The sequence below is a fragment of the Bradyrhizobium sp. cir1 genome, assembly GCF_014198245.1.
GTDB lineage: Bacteria > Pseudomonadota > Alphaproteobacteria > Rhizobiales > Xanthobacteraceae > Bradyrhizobium.
The window spans coordinates 1-19,610 of the sequence record NZ_JACIHE010000033.1; the positions used below are offsets into that span (position 1 = coordinate 1).

At 65.9% G+C, this 19,610-nt stretch carries 19 protein-coding genes; 10 read left to right on the plus strand and 9 right to left on the minus strand.

The window, feature by feature from the left end; all coding sequences use genetic code 11:
- Nucleotides 1–152: 152 nt before the first annotated feature.
- From GGD63_RS36025 to dnaK, 6 genes are all read right to left on the minus strand, one after another.
- Nucleotides 153–464: a DUF1330 domain-containing protein gene (locus tag GGD63_RS36025; protein ID WP_183249458.1), complete on the minus strand. Its 312-nt coding sequence runs from the start codon at nt 462–464 to the stop codon at nt 153–155.
- Nucleotides 465–489: 25 nt separating this feature from the next.
- Nucleotides 490–1,200, minus strand: coding sequence for an orotidine-5'-phosphate decarboxylase (gene pyrF, locus GGD63_RS36030; RefSeq protein WP_183249460.1), 711 nt, complete (start codon nt 1,198–1,200; stop codon nt 490–492).
- A 6-nt stretch (nt 1,201–1,206) separates the two neighbouring features.
- A complete protein-coding gene (locus tag GGD63_RS36035; protein WP_183249461.1) occupies nt 1,207–1,785 on the minus strand; it encodes an NADPH-dependent FMN reductase in 579 nt (192 codons plus the stop codon).
- A 57-nt stretch (nt 1,786–1,842) separates the two neighbouring features.
- Nucleotides 1,843–2,442, minus strand: a complete 600-nt coding sequence (locus GGD63_RS36040; RefSeq protein ID WP_183249463.1) for a class I SAM-dependent methyltransferase — start codon at nt 2,440–2,442, stop codon at nt 1,843–1,845.
- 88 nt (nt 2,443–2,530) lie between these two features.
- Entirely contained in the window at nt 2,531–3,658 is a 1,128-nt protein-coding gene (dnaJ, locus tag GGD63_RS36045) for a molecular chaperone DnaJ (RefSeq protein WP_183249465.1), read from the minus strand.
- 260 nt (nt 3,659–3,918) lie between these two features.
- Nucleotides 3,919–5,820 (minus strand): molecular chaperone DnaK, encoded by a 1,902-nt coding sequence (dnaK, locus tag GGD63_RS36050; protein WP_183249467.1) that lies wholly within the window; start codon nt 5,818–5,820, stop codon nt 3,919–3,921.
- Between the two features lie 393 nt (nt 5,821–6,213).
- Here dnaK and GGD63_RS36055 point away from each other — a divergent pair, with 393 nt between their 5' ends.
- Both GGD63_RS36055 and pncA read left to right on the plus strand, forming a co-directional pair.
- Nucleotides 6,214–7,155 (plus strand): hypothetical protein, encoded by a 942-nt coding sequence (locus GGD63_RS36055; protein ID WP_183249469.1) that lies wholly within the window; start codon nt 6,214–6,216, stop codon nt 7,153–7,155.
- 299 nt (nt 7,156–7,454) lie between these two features.
- Nucleotides 7,455–8,177 carry a bifunctional nicotinamidase/pyrazinamidase gene (gene pncA, locus GGD63_RS36060; protein ID WP_183249470.1) on the plus strand — a complete coding sequence of 241 codons (723 nt, stop codon included), beginning with the start codon at nt 7,455–7,457 and terminating at the stop codon, nt 8,175–8,177.
- Between the two features lie 121 nt (nt 8,178–8,298).
- Here pncA and grpE read toward each other — a convergent pair whose 3' ends face one another.
- Both grpE and hrcA read right to left on the minus strand, forming a co-directional pair.
- A complete protein-coding gene (gene grpE, locus GGD63_RS36065; protein WP_183249472.1) occupies nt 8,299–8,916 on the minus strand; it encodes a nucleotide exchange factor GrpE in 618 nt (205 codons plus the stop codon).
- Between the two features lie 96 nt (nt 8,917–9,012).
- On the minus strand, nt 9,013–10,101 hold the full coding sequence (hrcA, locus tag GGD63_RS36070) for a heat-inducible transcriptional repressor HrcA (protein ID WP_183249474.1): 1,089 nt from the start codon (nt 10,099–10,101) through the stop codon (nt 9,013–9,015).
- A gap of 169 nt (nt 10,102–10,270) precedes the next feature.
- Between hrcA and rph the strand changes: the two genes are divergently transcribed.
- The 3 genes from rph to hemW are packed head-to-tail and all read left to right on the plus strand — an operon-like array spanning nt 10,271 to nt 12,832.
- Nucleotides 10,271–10,984 (plus strand): ribonuclease PH, encoded by a 714-nt coding sequence (gene rph, locus GGD63_RS36075; RefSeq protein WP_080133847.1) that lies wholly within the window; start codon nt 10,271–10,273, stop codon nt 10,982–10,984.
- 11 nt (nt 10,985–10,995) lie between these two features.
- Nucleotides 10,996–11,631 carry an RdgB/HAM1 family non-canonical purine NTP pyrophosphatase gene (rdgB, locus tag GGD63_RS36080; protein ID WP_183249477.1) on the plus strand — a complete coding sequence of 212 codons (636 nt, stop codon included), beginning with the start codon at nt 10,996–10,998 and terminating at the stop codon, nt 11,629–11,631.
- A 16-nt stretch (nt 11,632–11,647) separates the two neighbouring features.
- Nucleotides 11,648–12,832 carry a radical SAM family heme chaperone HemW gene (hemW, locus tag GGD63_RS36085; protein ID WP_183249570.1) on the plus strand — a complete coding sequence of 395 codons (1,185 nt, stop codon included), beginning with the start codon at nt 11,648–11,650 and terminating at the stop codon, nt 12,830–12,832.
- A 46-nt stretch (nt 12,833–12,878) separates the two neighbouring features.
- Here hemW and GGD63_RS36090 read toward each other — a convergent pair whose 3' ends face one another.
- Nucleotides 12,879–14,111 carry a penicillin-binding protein activator gene (locus tag GGD63_RS36090; protein ID WP_183249479.1) on the minus strand — a complete coding sequence of 411 codons (1,233 nt, stop codon included), beginning with the start codon at nt 14,109–14,111 and terminating at the stop codon, nt 12,879–12,881.
- A gap of 337 nt (nt 14,112–14,448) precedes the next feature.
- On the opposite strand from GGD63_RS36090, the gene rsmI reads away from it, so the two are divergent.
- From rsmI to GGD63_RS36115, 5 genes are all read left to right on the plus strand, one after another.
- Nucleotides 14,449–15,399 (plus strand): 16S rRNA (cytidine(1402)-2'-O)-methyltransferase, encoded by a 951-nt coding sequence (rsmI, locus tag GGD63_RS36095; RefSeq protein WP_183249481.1) that lies wholly within the window; start codon nt 14,449–14,451, stop codon nt 15,397–15,399.
- On the plus strand, nt 15,386–15,787 hold the full coding sequence (locus tag GGD63_RS36100; protein ID WP_183249483.1) for a YraN family protein: 402 nt from the start codon (nt 15,386–15,388) through the stop codon (nt 15,785–15,787). The genes rsmI and GGD63_RS36100 overlap by 14 nt, the downstream gene beginning before the upstream one ends.
- 10 nt (nt 15,788–15,797) lie before the next feature.
- Entirely contained in the window at nt 15,798–16,742 is a 945-nt protein-coding gene (gene gshB / locus GGD63_RS36105; RefSeq protein ID WP_183249484.1) for a glutathione synthase, read from the plus strand.
- Between the two features lie 503 nt (nt 16,743–17,245).
- Nucleotides 17,246–18,058, plus strand: a complete 813-nt coding sequence (cpaB, locus tag GGD63_RS36110; RefSeq protein ID WP_183249486.1) for a Flp pilus assembly protein CpaB — start codon at nt 17,246–17,248, stop codon at nt 18,056–18,058.
- Between the two features lie 10 nt (nt 18,059–18,068).
- Nucleotides 18,069–19,589, plus strand: a complete 1,521-nt coding sequence (locus GGD63_RS36115; protein ID WP_183249488.1) for a type II and III secretion system protein family protein — start codon at nt 18,069–18,071, stop codon at nt 19,587–19,589.
- Nucleotides 19,590–19,610 lie beyond the last annotated feature (21 nt).

Here is a 19,610-nt window from a genome sequence, read left to right on the forward strand (position 1 = left end):
CTCTCGCCAAGGCATCGGCTGGTCCTCCCAGCCGACAGAGAACTGTCACCCATCCATCCGGTCTACTGTGTTACCTCTCTATCCGGTCTGGACACGCGCTCTTACCCTCCCCTGGAGGGGGAGGGTAAGAAAGCGGCGATGTCGATCTAATCTCAGCCGTCCTGCGGCTGCGGGCCGTCATAGCCCTCGATGATGATGAGGTCGGCGATCGAGTGCGGCTGGCGCACCTTGATGTTGGCCTGGTATTCCGGCGAATTGTAGCAGGCGATCGCGGTCTGATAGTCCGGGAATTCGATCACGACGTTGCGGGTGCGGCTGGCGCCCTCGACGGTGGTGAACTTGCCGCCGCGGATGACGAAGCGGCCGCCCCATTTCTTGAAGATCGGGCCGTTGGCGACGATGTAGGGCTTGTAGCCCTCGTCATTGTTCACGTCGACGCGTCCGATCCAGTAGCCTTTTGCCATTGTTCTTCTCCCTGGTTGTTAGTGGTTAGCCGAGAGCCTGCGCGATCTCGGCGTGGATGGCGTCGGCGACGGCCTTCGGATCGGCGGCTTCCACCACCGGGCGCCCGACGACGAGATAATCGGCGCCCGCGGTGATCGCACGGCCCGGCGTCATGATGCGCTTCTGGTCACCGCTGGCGGCGCCCGCCGGACGAATGCCGGGAGTGACGAGGCTCATCTGGTGACCGACAATCTTGCGCAAGGCTCCGACCTCTTCCGGCGACGACACAAGGCCATCGACGCCGAGCACCTGCGCCTGCTGCGCGCGCGCCTCGACCAGCTCGGAGACGCTGAGCCGATAGCCGGCAGCGTGCAGATCATCGTCGTTGTAGGACGTCAGCACCGTGACGGCGAGAATCTTCAGGCTGGCGCTGCCGCGGCCTTCGACGGCGCCCTTCATGGTCTGCGGATAGGCGTGCACGGTGACGAAGGTCGCGCCCAGCCTGGCCACGCTCTCCACACCGCGCGTCACCGTGTTGCCGATGTCGTGCATCTTGAGATCGGCAAAAACCTTCTTGCCCCTGTCGGCGAGCTTGCCGATCAGCGGCAGGCCGCCGGCATAGGCGAGCTGATACCCGATCTTGTAGAACGAGACGCTGTCGCCGAGCTTCGCGATCATCGCCTCCGCGGCATCAACGCTCGGCAGATCGAGCGCAACGATCAGGCGGTCTTTCGGGGCGATCTCGGCTGGCGTCATGTCACCTCACATCATGCGTTGGGAAACGTCGATCAACTGCGCTACCAGCTCCTTCAACGCGGCGATATCGCCCTCGTTCTTCAGCCTGTCCATATCGTCATAGGCATCGTTGGCAAAGGCGAGCGTGAGCTGGCTGGCAATCACATTGGCGTGGCAGGAGGTCAGGATCAGCCGCAACGCCTGGAGCGCGCGGGCGGCACCTAACCGGCTCTGCGAAGCGCCGGCGAGCGCGAAGGTGCGGTTGCGGAACACCTCGCCGCGCGCCTCGTGCAGTTCGTGGACGCGGCTGACCCAGTCGATCGCGTTCTTGAGCAGCGGCGGCACCGAGGCATTGTATTCGGGCGAGACGATCAGCACGCCGTGATGCGCGCCGATCATGCGCTTCAGATTGATCGCGTTCTTGGGGACGCCGGACTTGGCCTGGAGATCGCCGTCATAGATCGGCAGCGGAAAATCGGCGAGCGAGATGCGGGTGACGTCGACGCCGGCCCGGGCGAATTCATAGGCCAAGACCGCCGCCAGCTTCGCATTGTGCGAGCCGGTGCGAAGCGAGCCGGGAATGACCAGGATTTTGGGTGCGGACATCCGCTTCCATGCGTTCGGCGAAACGAGCCCGCCGCGCAAAGAGCAATGCCGGCGGAATTAGTGCTTGCGATACACCCAGACGCGGGCCGGCGGAAGGTTCATCCAGATCCGTTCCGAGGCCTCTGTGGACACGCCGGGCAGCGATTTCGGGATCGGCGGCACCACCGCATAGGTGAACTGGATGAAGGGCGCGCCGGGCGCCAGCGCCGTGAAGGCATCGCGAATGAGCCGCAGCCGCGTCAGCATCGGTTTCGTGACCAGCGGCAGGCCCGAGACGACGGCCGAGGCCGGCGCGCTCAGGACGTTCCAGAGCGTGTCGCGCAGCCGATAGGCATCGCCCTGTACGACCTTGGCCTGCGGGTAGCGATCGCGCAGCAGCGCGCAGAAGCCGGGATTGTATTCGACGAGGACGAGACGCTTCTGGTCGACGCCGCGTTCGATCAGCGCCGAGGTGATGGCGCCGGTGCCGGGCCCGAGTTCGACCACGGGCGCGTCCGAATCGACGTCGACATAGTGGGCCATGGTCCGGGCCAAGAGCTTGCCCGACGGCATCACCGCGCCCATGTGGAGGGGCTTTTCGATCCACGATCTGAGAAAGCGCACCTCGTCGTCGAGACGGGGCTTCTTCAACGCACGCGCGGACGATGGCAATGGCATGTCTGGACCGGACGGGACCGCGGAACCGCGGCGTGTCAGAAAATGGTCATAAACAGGTATAGGCCGCGGGCGATACGGTCAAGCCGACTCAGTTCGCCCGATTACCGAAGAAGTCCTTGACCTTGGCGAAGAAACCCTCGGATTCCGGCTGGGTGTTGCCGGAGGAGAGCTTTTCGAACTCGGCCAGCAATTCCTGCTGCTTCTTGGTGAGGTTCTGCGGGGTCTCGACCACGACCTGGACATACATGTCGCCGGTCTGGCGCGAGCGCAGCACCGGCATGCCTTTTGATGCAATGCGGAATCGACGGTTGGACTGGGTCCCGGCGGGCACCTTTACCTTGGCCTTGGCCTTGTCGATGGTCGGCACCTCGAATTCGCCGCCGAGGGCGGCCGTCACCATCGAGATCGGCACCCGGCAATGCAGGTCGGCGCCGTCGCGCTGGAAGAACTGGTGCTGGGCCAGCGACAGGAAGATGTAGAGGTCGCCGGGCGGACCACCGCGGACACCCGCTTCGCCTTCGCCGGCGAGCCTGATCCGCGTGCCGTCCTCGACGCCGGCGGGAATGTTGACCGACAGCGTGCGCTCGCGGGTGACACGGCCCTGGCCCGAGCAGGACGGGCAGGCGTCCTCGATCGTCTGGCCGCGGCCCTGGCAGCCCGGGCAGGTGCGCTCGAGTGTGAAGAAGCCCTGCGACTGCCGCATGCGGCCGGCGCCGCCGCAGGTCGAGCAGGTCTTCGGCTTGGTGCCGGCCTTGGCGCCGATGCCCGAGCAGGCCTCGCAGGTGACCGAGACCGGGATCTCGATCTGCGCGGTCTTGCCGCCAAAGGCTTCCTCGAGGGTGATTTCCATGTTGTAGCGCAGATCGGCGCCGCGCTCGCGGCCGCCCCGGCCGCGCTGTCCGGCCATGCCGAACAGGTCCTCGAAAATGTCGGAGAAGGAGGAGGCGAAGCCGGCGCCGAAACCGGCGCCGCCGCCGGGACCACCCTGCTCGAAGGCCGCATGGCCGAAGCGGTCATAGGCCGCGCGCTTGTCCTTGTCCTTCAGGACCTCGTAGGCCTCGTTGAGTTCCTTGAACTTGATCTCGCTGGTGTCGTCCCCGGGGTTACGGTCGGGGTGAAACTTCATCGCCAGCTTGCGGAACGACGATTTCAGCTTGGATTCGTCGGCGTCTCGTTCGACTTCGAGGGTTTCGTAGTAGCAGCGCTTGGTGGACATGTCTGACCCGGTCTATCCAATCGCGATTCAAGTCGGCGCGAAACGATGTCGCCACGCGACAATATAGGCAGCCTTCCGCCTTGCGGCAGAGGGCGGCACGGCGGGATTGAGAATAACGGCTGGGAATTGATTGATCGTAACAGGGCCGACTTTAGAGGAGTCTTGGCCCGACGAGCCCGACACGACGGCCTCCCCCGCGAGGGGGAAGGCCGGTAGCGTGTGTGGGGTCCAAGCCGTCCGCATCATCACCCTCTTGGGGTTCAGGCGGACTTCTTGTTGTTCTTGTCGTCGTCGACTTCGGTGAACTCCGCGTCGACGACGTCGTCCTTGGCCGCATCCTTCTTGGCGTCGGCCTCGGCCTGCTGCTTGTACATGGCCTCGCCGAGCTTCATCGAAGCCTGGGCCAGCGTCTGGGTCTTGGCCTTGATCGCCTCGGCATCGTCGCCCTTCAGCGCTTCCTTGAGGTCGCTGACGGCATCCTCGATGGCGCGGCGCTCGGTCTCGGCGACCTTCGAGCCGTGCTCGGCCAGCGCCTTCTCGGTCGAATGCACCAGGCCATCGGCCTCGTTCTTGGCGGTCACGGCCTCGCGGCGCTTCTTGTCCGCCTCGGCATTGGCCTCGGCGTCCTTGACCATCTTCTCGATGTCGGCTTCCGACAGGCCGCCCGAGGCCTGGATGCGGATCTGCTGCTCCTTGCCGGTGGCCTTGTCCTTGGCCGAGACGTTGACGATGCCGTTGGCGTCGATGTCGAAGGTCACCTCGATCTGCGGCATGCCGCGCGGAGCCGGCGGAATGCCCATCAGGTCGAACTGGCCGAGCATCTTGTTGTCGGCCGCCATTTCACGCTCGCCCTGGAAGACGCGGATGGTGACGGCATTCTGATTGTCTTCAGCCGTCGAGAACACCTGGCTCTTCTTGGTCGGGATCGTGGTGTTGCGGTCGATGATGCGGGTGAACACGCCGCCCAGCGTCTCGATGCCCAGCGACAGCGGGGTCACGTCGAGCAGCAGCACGTCCTTGACGTCGCCCTGGAGCACGCCGGCCTGGATCGCAGCGCCGATCGCCACGACTTCGTCCGGGTTGACGCCCTTGTGCGGCTCCTTGCCGAACAGCTGCTTCACGACTTCCTGGACCTTCGGCATGCGCGACATGCCGCCGACCAGCACCACTTCGCCGATCTCACCGGCGGTGACGCCGGCGTCCTTCAGCGCCTTGCGGCAGGGCTCGACGGTCTTCTGGATGAGGTCGTCGACCAGCGCCTCGAACTTGGCGCGGGTGAGCTTCATCGTCAGATGCTTCGGGCCGGTCTGGTCCGCGGTGATGAAGGGCAGGTTGATCTCGGTCTGCGTCGTCGACGACAGCTCGATCTTGGCCTTTTCAGCGGCTTCCTTCAGGCGCTGCAGGGCGAGCTTGTCGTTGCGCAGGTTGATGCCCTGCTCCTTCTGGAACTCGTCGGCCAGATAGCCAACGAGACGCATGTCGAAGTCTTCGCCGCCGAGGAAGGTGTCGCCGTTGGTCGACTTCACCTCGAACACGCCATCGCCGATTTCGAGAATGGAGATATCGAAGGTGCCGCCGCCGAGGTCGTACACGGCGATCGTGCCGGCCTTGGTCTTGTCGAGGCCATAGGCGAGCGCGGCCGCGGTCGGCTCGTTGATGATGCGCAGTACTTCAAGGCCCGCGATCTTGCCGGCGTCCTTGGTCGCCTGACGTTGGGCGTCGTTGAAGTAGGCGGGAACGGTGATGACGGCCTGGTCGACCTTCTGGCCGAGATGGGCTTCCGCGGTCTCCTTCATCTTCTGCAGGATGAAAGCCGAGACCTGCGAGGGCGAGTAGGTCTGGCTGTCGGCCTCGACCCAGGCGTCGCCGTTGGAAGCCTTCACGATCTTGTACGGAACGAGCTTCTTGTCCTTCTCGACCATCGGGTCGTCGTAGCGGCGGCCGATCAGGCGCTTCACTGCGAAGAACGTTCGCTCGGGATTGGTGACGGCCTGGCGCTTGGCCGGCTGGCCGACGAGGCGCTCACCGTCGTCAGTGACGGCGACGATCGAAGGCGTCGTGCGCATGCCTTCGGAATTCTCGATGACTTTGGCGTTTTTGCCATCCATCACGGCGACGCACGAGTTCGTGGTGCCGAGGTCGATCCCAATGACCTTTCCCATGGTCCTGATATCCTTCTTTTTGCGGCAGGTTGGCTGGGCCCAGAAGGCACCCGAACCGAAACCCCCTAAGATCAAACATCCGCGATATTGCGATGATTGAGGCTCATATAGGAGGGGGGGAGGGGGCCGCAAGGACCGAAGCAACGTTTCGGCCGTGAAAACATTGGGTTTTAAGAGCTCATATCCGGGCTCAATCGCCCTTGCGGGTGAGGAAATATTAACAGGTCCGGAGATCCGCCACCCCCGCCGCCGTGATCCGCCACACCCTGTTACGGCGGGGCCAAACCCGCTAAAAGGCGGGCCGGCCGACAGCCGCGCAAGGCGGCTTCGCGCGACAATGCGGCCCGGTGGGCGACCATCGAACGGCCTCAATGTGAACCAATCAGAGTGCCCATGAAGCTGATCCGCCCCCTCGCCGCGCTCGCCTTTCTCCTCGCCTCCGCGCTTCCGGCCCTGGCTGCCGACGCCATTTTCCCGCCCGGCCTGCGCCTCGGCATGGTGCCGCTGGTCGGCCTCAGCACGGCCAAGACCTTTCCGGGCTTCGAGAGCGAGGACGGCAGCGTCAAGGTGCTGATCACCGAGCTGCCGCCGGCGGCCTATGGCGAGGTCGTGAGCGCCTTCAATTCCAATCCGGCCGGAGCGAACGGCGTCAAGCAGGACAAGATCGAGACCCCCGCGGGTCTTGCCTATTTCACTACCGAGAGCGGCAAGGCCGGCGAGACCCCGGTGAAGCGCTATTCGATGATCGTGCCGGGTGCCGGCTTCTCCGGTTACGTCGCGGTGCAGATCCCGGAGAATGCGACCAAGATCTACACCGATGAGGCGGTGCGCCAGATGTTCGCGAGCGCCACCACCCGCAAGCAGGTCTCGGCCGAAGAGCAGATCGCGCTGATGCCGTTCAAGATCACCGATCTCGCCGACTTCAAGGACATCCGCACGCTGGCGCCGGGCTCCAGCATCATCCTTGCCGACGGCAACGAGAGCGCAGGCTATGAGTCGAAGCCGTTCATGATCCTCGGCCTGATCGGCGCCACCCCGCAAGCCGCCGACGATCGCGCCCGCTTCGCTCAGGAGGCCGCGCTGCAGATCCCCGGCGTGCGCGAATCCCGCGTCACCATGTCGGAGCCGATCCGCATCAACGGCCAGCAGGGCTTCGAGACCCGGATCGACGGCGTCAGCGGCAAGGACAAGACGCCGGTGACCGTGGTGCAGTGGATCCGCTTCTCCAGCGGCGGCGCCTCGCTGCGCATCATCGCCAGCGCCCCGCGCGACCAGTGGCAAGCCGCCTTCACCCGCTTCCGCGCCGTGCGCGACGGGATTCAGCCGAAGGGGTAGGGCGAGGCGCTCCTACACACTCGGTGTCGTCCCGGCCTAGCGCGCAATTGCGCGCGGGGGGCCGGGACCCATACCGCGTGATCTCGCGGTTTTGGTCGGTCGCAATACCCACGACGAGTCTTCGCCAAACATCTGCCTGGGGTATGGGTCCCGGATCTGCGCTTCGCTTGTCCGGGACGACAGTGAGTTTGGGCTGCGAGCCCAAGCGCTCACCAGAACCGGCTGCATTTTCGGGCTTCTGTTCGTATACGAACGGAACTAGGCTTCCCCCGTTGGATCATCCTGGAGGGAAACGAACGATGCTGGATCGGCGACAGGTCTTGGCAATGCTTGGAACGACAGCGCTCGCGACTCTCGCGCCAACCGCGCTGTTTGCAGCGGCATCGATCAAGCCGGACGATGCGTCCGCGCTGCTCGTCATCGACGTGCAGAACTGCTTCCTGCCCGGCGGCAGTCTCGCGGTGAAGGAAGGCGAGCAGGTGGTGCCCGTCATCAACAAGATGGCAAAAGCGTTTGCGAACGTGGTGATGACGCAGGACTGGCACACGCCCGGCCACGTCTCGTTTGCGTCAGTCCACGCCGGCAAGAAGCCGTTCGAAACCATCGACCTGCCCTACGGCAAGCAGGTGCTGTGGCCGGACCATTGCGTGCAGGGCACCGATGGCGCTTCGCTGTCGAAGGACCTCGCGATCCCGCACGCCGAGCTCATCATCCGCAAGGGTTTTCACAAGGACGTCGACAGCTATTCAGCCTTCCTCGAAGCCGACGGCAAGACCTCGACCGGGCTCGCCGGCTACCTGAAGGGCCGCAAGATCAAGCGCGTCTTCGTCGCAGGCCTCGCGACGGACTTCTGCGTCGCCTGGACCGCGCTGGACGCGCGCAAGGCGGGCTTCGAGGTCTATGTGGTGGAAGACGCCTGCCGCGGCATCGACACCCAGGGCTCGCTGGCAAAGGCCTGGGCCGACATGGCCAAGGCCGGCGTGAAGCGGATTCAGTCCGCGGACATCGCGGTGAGCGCGTAGGGGTTTCGCGCTGTCATTCCGGGGCGGCTCGAAGAGCCGAACTACGGTGCGCAATTGCGCACCTGAGAATCTCGAGATTCCGGGTTCGATGCTTTGCATCGCCCCGGAATGACACCAACACTCAGTTCGTCGCGCCGCTCGACTCGTTGTTGTTGGCCGCGGACGCGGCCTTCGCGCCGCCCTTGGCAACGCCGACCAAGGCCGGGCGCAGCACGCGCTCGCCGATGGTGTAGCCGGCCTGCATGATCTGCACCACGGTGCCCGACGGCACCGATGCATCGGGCACTTCGAACATCGCCTGGTGGAAGTTCGGGTCGAACTTCTGACCCTGCGGATCGAGCTTCTTCACGCCGTGCTTTTCCAGCGCGTTGAGCAGCGAGCGCTCGGTGAGCTCGACGCCCTCGATCAGCGAGATCAGGCCGGGATCGGCCGTGGCACGCGCTTCGGCCGGAACGGCATCGAGCGCGCGCTGGAGATTGTCGGCGATGTCGAGCACGTCGCGGGCAAAGCCGGTGATGCCGTAGAGGCGGGCGTCAGCGACCTCCTTGGTGGTGCGCTTGCGTAAGTTCTCCATCTCGGCCAGCGTCCGCAGCATGCGGTCGCGTGCTTCGGCGGCTTCCTTCTGCAACGTCTCGACCGAGCCCGGCTCGGGATCGTCGGGCATGATGTAGGGTTTTGACACCACGGGCTCGCCGGTCGCTGCAGTCGTGTCTTGAGGTTGCCGGTCTTGCTCGGTCATCGGCTCTAATCTCGAACTCGTTTCCAGGGATTGTTGGCCCGGATATCGTGCCTAAGCTCACGAAAATCAAGCGCCCGTGATCGGCGCAAATGCCGGTCAGCCCCCCAGCAGGCGGCTGACGATGCGGGCGGCATAGTCCACGGTCGGGATCACGCGGGCATAATTCAGCCGCGTCGGCCCGATCACGCCGAGAACGCCGACAATGTGGCCGGCGGCATCCCGATACGGCGAGATGATGGTGGAAGACCCCGACAGCGAGAAGAGCTTGTTCTCGGAGCCGATGAAGATCCGCACGCCCTCGGCGGTCTCGGCGCGGCCGAGCAGGTCGATGACGCCGCGCTTGGTCTCGAGGTCGTCGAACAGCAGGCGCACCCGCTCCAGATCCTCCAGCGCGTGCAGATCTTCCAGCAGATTGGCGTGGCCGCGCACGATGAGCTGGCGGTCCTCGTTCTCGCCGCCGGACCAGCTGGCTATGCCGGCGGAAATCACCTTCTGCGTGAGCTGATCGAGCTCGGCGCGGGCCTCTCCGAGCGCGGTTTCGAGCTCGAGCCGCGCCTCGGCCAGGGTTCGGCCGCGAATCCGGGCATTGAGGAAATTGCCGGCCTCGGTGATCGCCGAGGAGGGAACTCCCGGCGGCAGCGCGAGCACGCGATTTTCGACCTGGCCGTCCTCGCCGACCAGGATCACCAGCGCTTTTTCCGGTTCCAGGCGGACGAATTCGATGTGCTTGAGCCGCGCATTGGACTTCGGCGTCAGCACCACAGCCGCGGCGCGGGTCAGGCCCGACAGCCGCGTCAGCGCCTGGTCCAGCGCCGCCTCGACCGACTGGGCCTGGCCGACCGTGGCAAGCTGGCTCTGGATCGACTGCCGTTCGGCCTCGTTGAGATCGCCGACCTGCATCAGGGCATCGACGAAGAAGCGCAGGCCGAGTTCCGTCGGCAGCCGGCCTGCCGAAGTATGCGGGGCATAGATCAGGCCGAGCTGTTCCAGATCGGCCATGACGTTGCGGACCGAGGCCGGCGACAGCGGCATGGCGATCAGCCGGGAAATGTTGCGCGAGCCGACCGGCTCGCCGGTCGCGAGATAGCTTTCGACAATTTGACGAAAGATGTCGCGGGAACGCTCGTTGAGCTGGGCGAGGCCTGCGCGCGGCGCGATCAGATGGATCGGATCGTGATGGGCCACAGACGGTAACTCCTCTCAGATGCTGATAATTTGTCCATCCAGGACGGTTCTGACAAGCGTGGCGTTTGCGCTCCCGGAATCAGGGGGTGAATAAGGCCTTGCCGCCCACCCTGACCCCACCTACAAGCACCGCGAACAGCCCTTTTCCGAGAGTTTTGGAGGATTTCCCATGCGGCCAAGCCGCCGTGCGCCCGACGAATTGCGCCCCGTGACGCTGGAGCGCGGCGTGGTCAAATATGCGGAAGGCTCGTGCCTCGTGAAATTCGGCGACACCCATGTGCTGGTCACCGCCACGCTGGAAGACCGCCTGCCGCCGTGGCTGAAGGGCCAGGGCCGCGGCTGGGTCACCGCCGAATACGGCATGCTGCCGCGCGCGACCTCGGAACGCACCCGCCGCGAGGCCTCCGCCGGCAAGCAGAGCGGTCGCACGGTCGAGATCCAGCGCCTGATCGGCCGCTCGCTTCGCACCATCGTCGATCTCGAAGCGCTCGGTGAGCGCCAGATCACGGTCGATTGCGACGTGCTCCAGGCCGACGGCGGCACCCGGACGGCCTCGATCACCGGCGCCTGGGTCGCGCTCGCCGATTGCATCAACTGGATGAAGGCGCGCAACATGATCAAGGCCAACGTGCTGCGCGACAACGTCGCCGCCATTTCCTGCGGCATCTACAATGGCACGCCGGTGCTCGATCTTGACTATGCCGAGGATTCGGAAGCCCAGACCGATGCCAATTTCGTCATGACCGGCGACGGCCGCATCATCGAGGTGCAGGGCACCGCGGAACGCGAGCCGTTCACGGAGGCCGAGTTCCTGGCGCTGATGGCGCTGGCGCGCAAGGGCGTCGCGCGTCTCGTGGACTTGCAGAAACTGGCTGTGGCGTAGTCAATAGGCCCATGCACCGCCGAATCACGGACAAGCTCGTCATCGCCACCCACAATCCCGGCAAGCTCGCCGAGATGAAGGAGCTGCTTGCGCCGTACGGGATCGAGGCGGTGTCGGCCGGTGAGCTCGGCCTGGGCGAACCGGACGAAACCGGCAACGACTTCCGCAGCAACGCCGCGATCAAGGCGATCGCAGCGGCGAAGGCGGCCAAGCTTCCATCCTTCGCCGACGATTCCGGTATCGTCGTCGACGCGCTCGACGGCGCACCGGGCATTTTCTCCGCGCGCTGGGCCGGTCCTACCAAGGATTTCAACGTGGCGATGGCCCGGATCGAGCGGCTGTTGCAGGAACGCGGCTCGACCACGCCCGACCGCCGAAGAGCGCATTTCGTCTCCGCGCTCTGCGTCGCCTGGCCCGACGATCATCTCGAAGAAGTCCAGGCACGCGTCGACGGCACGCTGGTGTGGCCGCCGCGCGGCACCGCCGGCTTCGGCTACGACCCGATGTTCCTGCCCGATGGCCACAGCCGCACCTTCGGCGAGATGGAAAGCATCGAGAAGCACGGCCTGCCGCCGCTCGGCCTCGGCCTGTCGCATCGCGCCCGCGCCTTCGTGAAACTGGCGGAGATCTGCCTTGAGCCGCGCTAGAGCGTTTTCGAGCGAAGTGGATACCGGTTCGCGCCAGGAGAACGCGTCAAAACAAGAATCCGAGGCCTTCGGCGTCTACGTGCACTGGCCGTTCTGCCTGTCGAAGTGTCCCTATTGCGACTTCAACAGCCATGTCCGCCACGCCGCGATCGACGAGGCGCGCTTTGCCGCCGCCTTCGCGCGCGAGATCGCAACGACCGCCGAGCGCGCGCCCGGACGCGAAGTGACCTCGATCTTCCTCGGCGGCGGCACGCCGTCGCTGATGCAGCCTTCGACCGTCGGCGCGGTACTCGACGCGATCGGCAAGCACTGGATTGTCGCGGATGACGTCGAGGTGACGCTGGAAGCGAATCCGACCAGCGTCGAAGCCACGCGCTTCGCCGGCTATCGCGCCGCCGGCGTCAACCGTGTCTCGCTCGGCGTGCAGGCCCTCGACGATGCTTCGCTGAAAGCGCTGGGACGAATGCACAGCGCCCGCGAGGCGCTCGATGCGGTCGCCATCGCGCGCCGCTCGTTCGACCGCTATTCGTTCGATCTGATCTACGCCCGCCCCGACCAGACGCCGGCGATGTGGGCCGATGAGCTGCGGCACGCGATCGATGAAGCCGCCGAGCATCTGTCGCTCTATCAGCTTACGATCGAAGAGGGCACGCCGTTCTTCGGCCTGCATCAGGCCGGCAAATTGAAGACGCCGGACGAAACGGTCGCGCGCGCGCTGTACGATGTCACGCAGGAGACCTGCGACAAGCTCGGTCTGCCCGCTTACGAGATCTCCAACCACGCGCGGCGCGGCGCCGAATGCCGGCACAATCTGGTCTACTGGCGCGGTGAGGAATATGCCGGCATCGGCCCCGGCGCACATGGCCGCCTCGACATCGACGGCGTGCGCCATGCCACCGCCACCGAGAAGCGTCCCGAAGCCTGGCTGCTGCGCGTCGAGACCAACGGCCACGGCGTCGTCACCGACGATCTCCTCAACAGCGAGGAGCGCGCCGACGAATTTCTGCTGATGGGATTGCGTCTCGCCGAAGGCATCGACCCCGAGCGCTACACCGCCCTTTCCGGCCGCCCGCTCGACCCCGGCCGCATCGCGCTGCTGCGCGAGGAAGGCGCGATCACGGTCGACGCGACCGGACGCCTGCGGGTCACGAGCAGCGGTTTTCCGGTGCTTGATGCGGTGGTTGCGGATCTCGCGGCGTAGCCGTTCTTCGCCTCTCCCCGCAAACGGGGCGAGGGAGCGCACCTCGCTATGCCCCAAAACTCTTCGGCGAGCCCGCGACCGCAACGCCGCCGCCGGTCGTCACCTTCATCACGGCAAGGCCGCGTTCATTGGTGCCGTCGGGGCGGAAGCGGAACAGGCCGTCGATGCCGGCGAAGCCCGAGGGATTGGTGAGCACGTCGGGCGAGAAGCGCGTCGGGCCCTGCGTGCGCGCCAGCGCGGCGACGAGCGCGACTGCGTCATAGGCGAGTGTGGCGGTACGGATCGGCTCCGCGCCGTACTTCGTGCGGTAACGGCCGGAGAAGGCGCGGAAGCCGGCCGGATCGGGCGCGGCATAGAGGCCGCCCTGTAGCGCCGAGCTCGCATAGACGCGCGGATTGTCCCACAGGCCGGTGCCGAGCAGCTGGATGTTGCGCAAATTCGCACCCGCCGCGGTCATCGCATCCGCGACCGTCACCACGGCATCGCCGTCATCGGCAATGAACAGCGCATCGGCGCTACCGAGCTGCTGCGCCACGGTCCGCGCCGGCGTTGCGCGATCGGCGCCGTATTTCTCGAACGCGACGATGCGGCCGCCGCGCCGCGGCACCGCCGCCTTCACCGCAGCCTCGACGACATTGCCATAGGCATTGTCGGGCACCAGCACGGCGACGGAGCGCTTTCCGATGCTGGCGGAATATTCGACGATGCGGTTGACGTCGGACTCCGGCAGGAACGAGAGCAAATAAACACCGCGGCCGGCGATGCTGGAATCGGTCGAGAACGCGATGACCGAAATGCCGCGGGTGCGCGCGACCTGCGCCACTGCCGGCACCGATTGCGCGAACAGCGGCCCCAGGATGATTTCGGCACCCTCCTCGACAGCCTGCTGCGCGCCGGCTTGCGCCCCTTGCGGACTGCCATTGTCGTCCTTGATCAACAGCTGGATGTTCGGGTTCTGGAACTCGGCCAGCGCCATCTCGGCGGCATTGCGCATGGACTGCGCGGCGAGACCCGCGTTGCCCGCGGCCGAGAGCGGCAGGATCACCGCGACCTTCACCCCGCCGCTGCCGGCGGTCGTCGCCTGTTGCTGCGGCCCGGCCGGCTGGGCCGGCGGCGACGAGCTGGAGAACGGATTGGAGAACTGGCTGAGGCTCTGCTGCACGCCGGCGCAGGCCGACAGCAGGGGCGCGCCAAGCAACAGGCCGAGCGCGCTCCGCCGGGTCGCACCCGATGACAGGGGGCCCGGAACGGGGGATCTTGGATGACGCGGGCCCAGCATGACACTTCTCTTCCGGCCGGCTCTCGCCAGCCGGTCACAACATTCTTTGCCGCGACACAAGCCGCGGATTCAGGCATATTGTCGGCAAATAGTTAACCAAAACAAAAGGATAATGACCGCTTAACGCGGCTGCTTCCCGTCCCGGCCAGCTGTTCGCCGTTCGTCGCGTAGCATCAAGGCGGCGTTTCCGTCGCGAATATGGCACGAGGGCCCTCACTCCCCCTCGACGTGACCTTGGGTCGATCACATTCCCGTCCGTTCCTCGCCCCTCACCTCGGCACGATCTTTTCGAAGAGCAGTTCCCAGCCCTGCGGATCGTGCCTAAGTTGACTTCATTATGCGCGCAAAGCCGGCCCCGATAAATACGCCTGAAGACCCAGACGCCGCCCCGCGCGGCTTCTCCATCGATGCCCATCGGCTCGCGGCCCCGAAGGCGGCGCCGGGCCTCCATCTGGTCGCGACCCCCATCGGCAATCTCGGCGACATCACGCTGCGCGCGCTGCAGACGCTCGCCGGCGTCGATGTCATCGCCTGCGAGGATACCCGCATCACGCGCCGCCTGACCGAGCGCTACGACATCGCAGCAACGCTCAGGCCATATCACGAGCACAACGCCGAAGCCGCGCGCCCGAAGATCCTGGAGGCGCTGGCGCAGGGCGGCTCGGTGGCGCTGGTATCGGATGCCGGCACGCCGCTGATCTCCGATCCCGGCTTCAAGCTGGTGCGCGAGGTCTGCGCCGCCGGTCACGCGGTTTATGCGCTGCCCGGCCCCTCCTCGGTGCTGGCGGCGCTGTCTGTCGCGGCCCTGCCGACCGACAGGTTCTTCTTCGAGGGTTTCTTGCCGGCAAAATCCGCCGCGCGGCGCGCGCGCCTCGCCGAGCTCGCGCGCATCGACGCGACGCTGGTGATGTTCGAGTCGGGAAATCGGATGCAGGCCACCTTGACCGATCTCGCCGAGATCATGGGTGAGCGAGACGCCGCGGTCTGCCGCGAGCTGACGAAGCTGCACGAGGAGGTCAGGCGCGCACCCCTCGCCGAGCTTTCGCGGCAAGCAGACGCGCCGGAGACGCGCGGAGAGTTCGTCCTGGTGATCGGTCCGCCCGCCGCGGATGCCGAGGTGCTGACGATGGATGCGCTTGATGGTCTCTTGCGCGAGCAGCTTGCCGCGCACAGCGTCAAGGATGCCGTGGCGCATGCCGTCGCGCTCTCGGGCCGGCCGCGCCGCGAGGTCTATGCCCGCGCGCTCGAGCTCGCAAAGGACTTGCGGGGCGACGATGGCGAAGACTGAAGTGCCGGCGGAACCGAAAGTCGCCTCGCCCGAGCGCGTCGCCGCGTTCCGCACCGGCATCTCCGCGGAGAGCCGCGCCGCCGCCTATCTCATGGCCAAGGGCTACCGCATCCTCGCAAAACGCTACCGCACCCCGCATGGCGAGATCGACATCGTGGCGCGTCGCCGCAATCTGATCGCCTTCGTCGAGGTCAAGGCACGCGCGAGCCTGGATGACGCTGCTTTCGCCGTAACCCCACGCCAGCAGCAGCGCATCATCGACGCCGCCCAAGGCTGGCTCGTGGCGCATCCCGAGCATGCCGAATTCGAATTGCGATTCGACGCCATGCTGATTGCGCCGCGCTCGCTTCCGCGCCATGTGTTGGCGGCATTCGACGCCTCGACCTGAAAGGCAGACCATGAAACTGAACGTCGCCGTCCAGATGGACCCCATCGCCCGCATCAACATCAAGGGCGATTCCACCTTTGCGCTGCTGCTGGAGGCGCAGAAGCGCGGCCATGGCCTGTTCTATTACACGCCCGACAAGCTCTCGATGGTCGGCGAGGAACTGGTCGCGCCGGTCCAGCTTCTGACCGTGCGTGACGAGCCCGGCGATCATTTCACCCTCGGTGAGCCCAAGCGCGAGGCGCTCAACGGCTTCGACGTGGTGCTGCTGCGCCAGGACCCGCCGTTCGACCTCGCCTACATCACCTCGACGCATTTCCTGGAGCGCATCCATCCGAAGACGCTGGTGGTCAACGATCCGGCCTCAGTGCGCAACGCGCCCGAAAAACTGTTCGTGATGAACTTTCCGCAGCTGATGCCGCCGACGCTGATCTCGCGCGATCTCGACGAGATCAACGCGTTTCGCGACAGGCACGGCGCCGTCGTGATGAAGCCGCTGCACGGCCATGGCGGCGCGGCGGTATTCCGCGTGATGCCGCAGGACATGAATTTCGGCTCGCTGTTCGACATGTTCTCGGTGACGTTCAGGGAGCCCTGGGTGATCCAGCAGTTCATCCCCGAGGTGAAGCACGGCGACAAGCGCATCATCCTCGTCAACGGCGAGTTCGCCGGCGCGGTGAACCGCGTGCCGGCCGCCGACGACCTCCGCTCCAACATGGTGCGCGGCGGCGCCGCGCAGGAGACCGAGCTCACCCCGCGCGAGCGCGAGATCTGCGCCACTGTCGGCCCGGCGCTACGCGAGAAGGGCCTGCTGTTCGTCGGCATCGACGTCATCAACGGCAACCTCACCGAGATCAACGTGACATCGCCGACCGGCATCCGCGCCATCTCACGGCTCGGCGGCCCTGATGTGGCGGCGAAGATCTGGGACGTGATCGAGCAGAAGCGGAAGAAGTAAGCGCCGGTGCGTAGCCAGGATGGAGTGCAGCGTAATCCGGGCTATTCAACTCCATCACCGTCACCCCCGCGCAACGGCGAAGCCGTTGTCGCTGGAGGTGGCCGCTTCTTCAGCGGCCCTCGAAGGGCGACGGCCCTTCTGCAGCACCGGGGCCGTGCATCCTTCGAGGCTCCGCACGCCATGCATTCGCATCGCGTGCCTCGCACCTCGGGATGACGGACCGTGAGCGTTGTCGCGGATGCGACGCGGATTCCGAGCCCATCACTAACCACCCGTTCACCATGACGGCCCCGCGCCTCGTTCGAACGCGCGCGCCGGCATGCGTGAATCTACGGAGCCGCGCTGCTTCAGATAACGCTGCGTTCACCATCTGCCGAAAACCAGCAGCGTGACCGGGCGACGCATTCGGCCTCGCAACACCCCTTATACTTTTACTCCCTACTCATCGACGCAGGGGAACCCGCCAGGTGCGGTTCGAGTGCCCCGCGTAAGAGTAAAAGCGTATGAACACCGCACGCATTGTCGTTCTCGTCATCGCGCTGGGCGCCGGCGGCGTCGCAGCATATCTGGCGAGCGGCTATCAGAATGCGCCCGCGCCCGTCGTTCCCGTCGCCGAGAAGCTGCCGACGGTCGAGGTTCTCGTCGCAAAGAACGACATCCAGCTCGGCCAGGCCGTCAAGCCCGACGACCTGCAATGGGTGTCCTGGCCGGCCGGGACCGCGAGCAGCGCCTTCATCCGCCGCGATGCCAGGCCCGACGCCCAGATCCAGATCGCCGGCTCGATCGCACGCGTCCCGTTGCTGCAGGGCGAGCCGATCCGCGAGCAGAAGCTCGTGAGGGCCGAAGGCTCCGGCTTCATGGCCGCGATCCTGCCCTCGGGCATGCGGGCCGTTTCCACCGAGATTTCAGCCGAGACCGGCGCCGGCGGCTTCATCCTGCCGAACGACCGCGTCGATGTCGTCCTGACACGCCGCCTGAAGAATCCCGACACCAACGGCGCGACCGCCGGCAACGACCTCATCGTGTCGGAGGTCATCCTGTCCAATATCCGCGTGCTCGCGATCGACCAGGCACCGAAGGAAAAGGACGGCCAGACCGCGGTGATCGGCAAGACCGTCACGCTCGAGCTCAAGCCCGATCAGGTCGCCACGCTGTCGGCCGCGCGCCAGGGCGGCACGCTCCAGCTCGCGCTGCGCAGCATCGTCGATGTCAACGCCACCGAACTCACGGTCGAGGATCAGGCTGCCAAGCGGTCCGGCGGGGTCAACGTGATCCGCTACGGGGTGCAGGTGCGGCAACTGACGTCACAGAAGTGATGGGGATAGCATGAACTATGGGGATGATCGGACGGGCCTGCGCATTCGGGGGAATCGCGCAAGCACGTTCTGGACGGGGGCGATGCTGATGCTGGGGCTGCTCGCAGCTCCTGACATGGTCAGCGCTGCTGCAGACGCGCCGGTCGGCGACCAGGCACCGATGCAGGTGCCGGATCTCGGCTTGACGTCGGTTGGCTCGATCGCGCCGGCGAAGACGCGCTTCCTCTCGCTCGGCGTCGGCAAATCTGTGGTCATCGACCTGCCGCGCGAGGTCAAGGACGTACTGGTGGCCGATCCGAAGATCGCCAATGCGGTGATCCGCTCGGCCCAGCGCGCCTACATCATCGGCGGCCAGGTCGGCCAGACCAATGTCGTATTCTTCACCGCCGACGGCCAGCAGGTCGCCTCCTACGACATCGCAGTGAAGCGCGACCTCAACGGCATGCGCTCGGCGCTGCGCCAGTCGCTGCCGGGCGTGCAGATCGAAGGTGTCGGCGACAGCGTGATGCTGACCGGCTCGGTGTCGAGCCCGGTCGAGGCCCAGCAGGCCGGCGACGTCGCCGCCAAGCTCGTCGGCGGCGCCGAGAAGGTCGTCAACAACATCGTCGTGCGCGGCCGCGACCAGGTGATGCTCAAGGTCGTCGTCGGCGAAGTGCGCCGCGACATCGTCAAGCAGCTCGGCGTCGATCTCAGCGCCAGCCTGAATGCCGGCACCGCGGTGGTGAATTTCAACAACTCCAACCCGTTCTCGGTCTCCGGCGGCCCGCTCGTCAGCAGCAACGGGCTCGGTGTCACCGGACTCGCAAAAGGCGTGGCCACGGTCAACGCCACGATGCGCGCGATGGAAAGCGCCGGCGTGATGCGGACCCTGGCCGAGCCCAGCCTGACGGCGATCTCCGGTGAGTCCGCCACTTTCATTGCCGGCGGCGAATTCCCGATCCCTGCGGGCTATTCCTGCGATCCGGTCACCCATGTCTGTACCACCCAGATCACCTACAAGAAGTTCGGCATCTCCCTGAACTTCACGCCGGTCGTGCTCAGCGAGGGACGTATCAGCCTGCGCGTGATGACCGAAGTCTCGGAGCTGTCGAATCAGAACGCCATCTCCGTGACGCAGGCGGTGTCCGCGGGCCAGACCAGCTCGATCACCATCCCGTCGATCCAGACCCGCCGCGCCGAGACCACGCTGGAAATCCCCTCGGGCGGCTCGATGGCGATGGCCGGCCTGATCCAGCAGCAGACCAAGCAGGCCATCAATGGCCTGCCCGGCGTCGACCAGGTGCCGATCATCGGCGCGCTGTTCCGCAGCCAGGACTTCGTCAACAACGAGACCGAGCTGATGGTGATCGTGACGCCCTATGTGGTGCGCGCGGTCGCCCAGAAGGAATTGTCGCGGCCGGACGACGGCTTCGCGCCGGCCTCGGACGCGCAGACGGCCCTGCTCGGCCGCATGAACCGCCTCTATGGCATCGCGCGGCGCGTCGACCCGGTGGGCGGCGCGCCCGGCGATTTCGGCTTCATCATCGACTGAGGCGACCGCACGGCTTGGGGA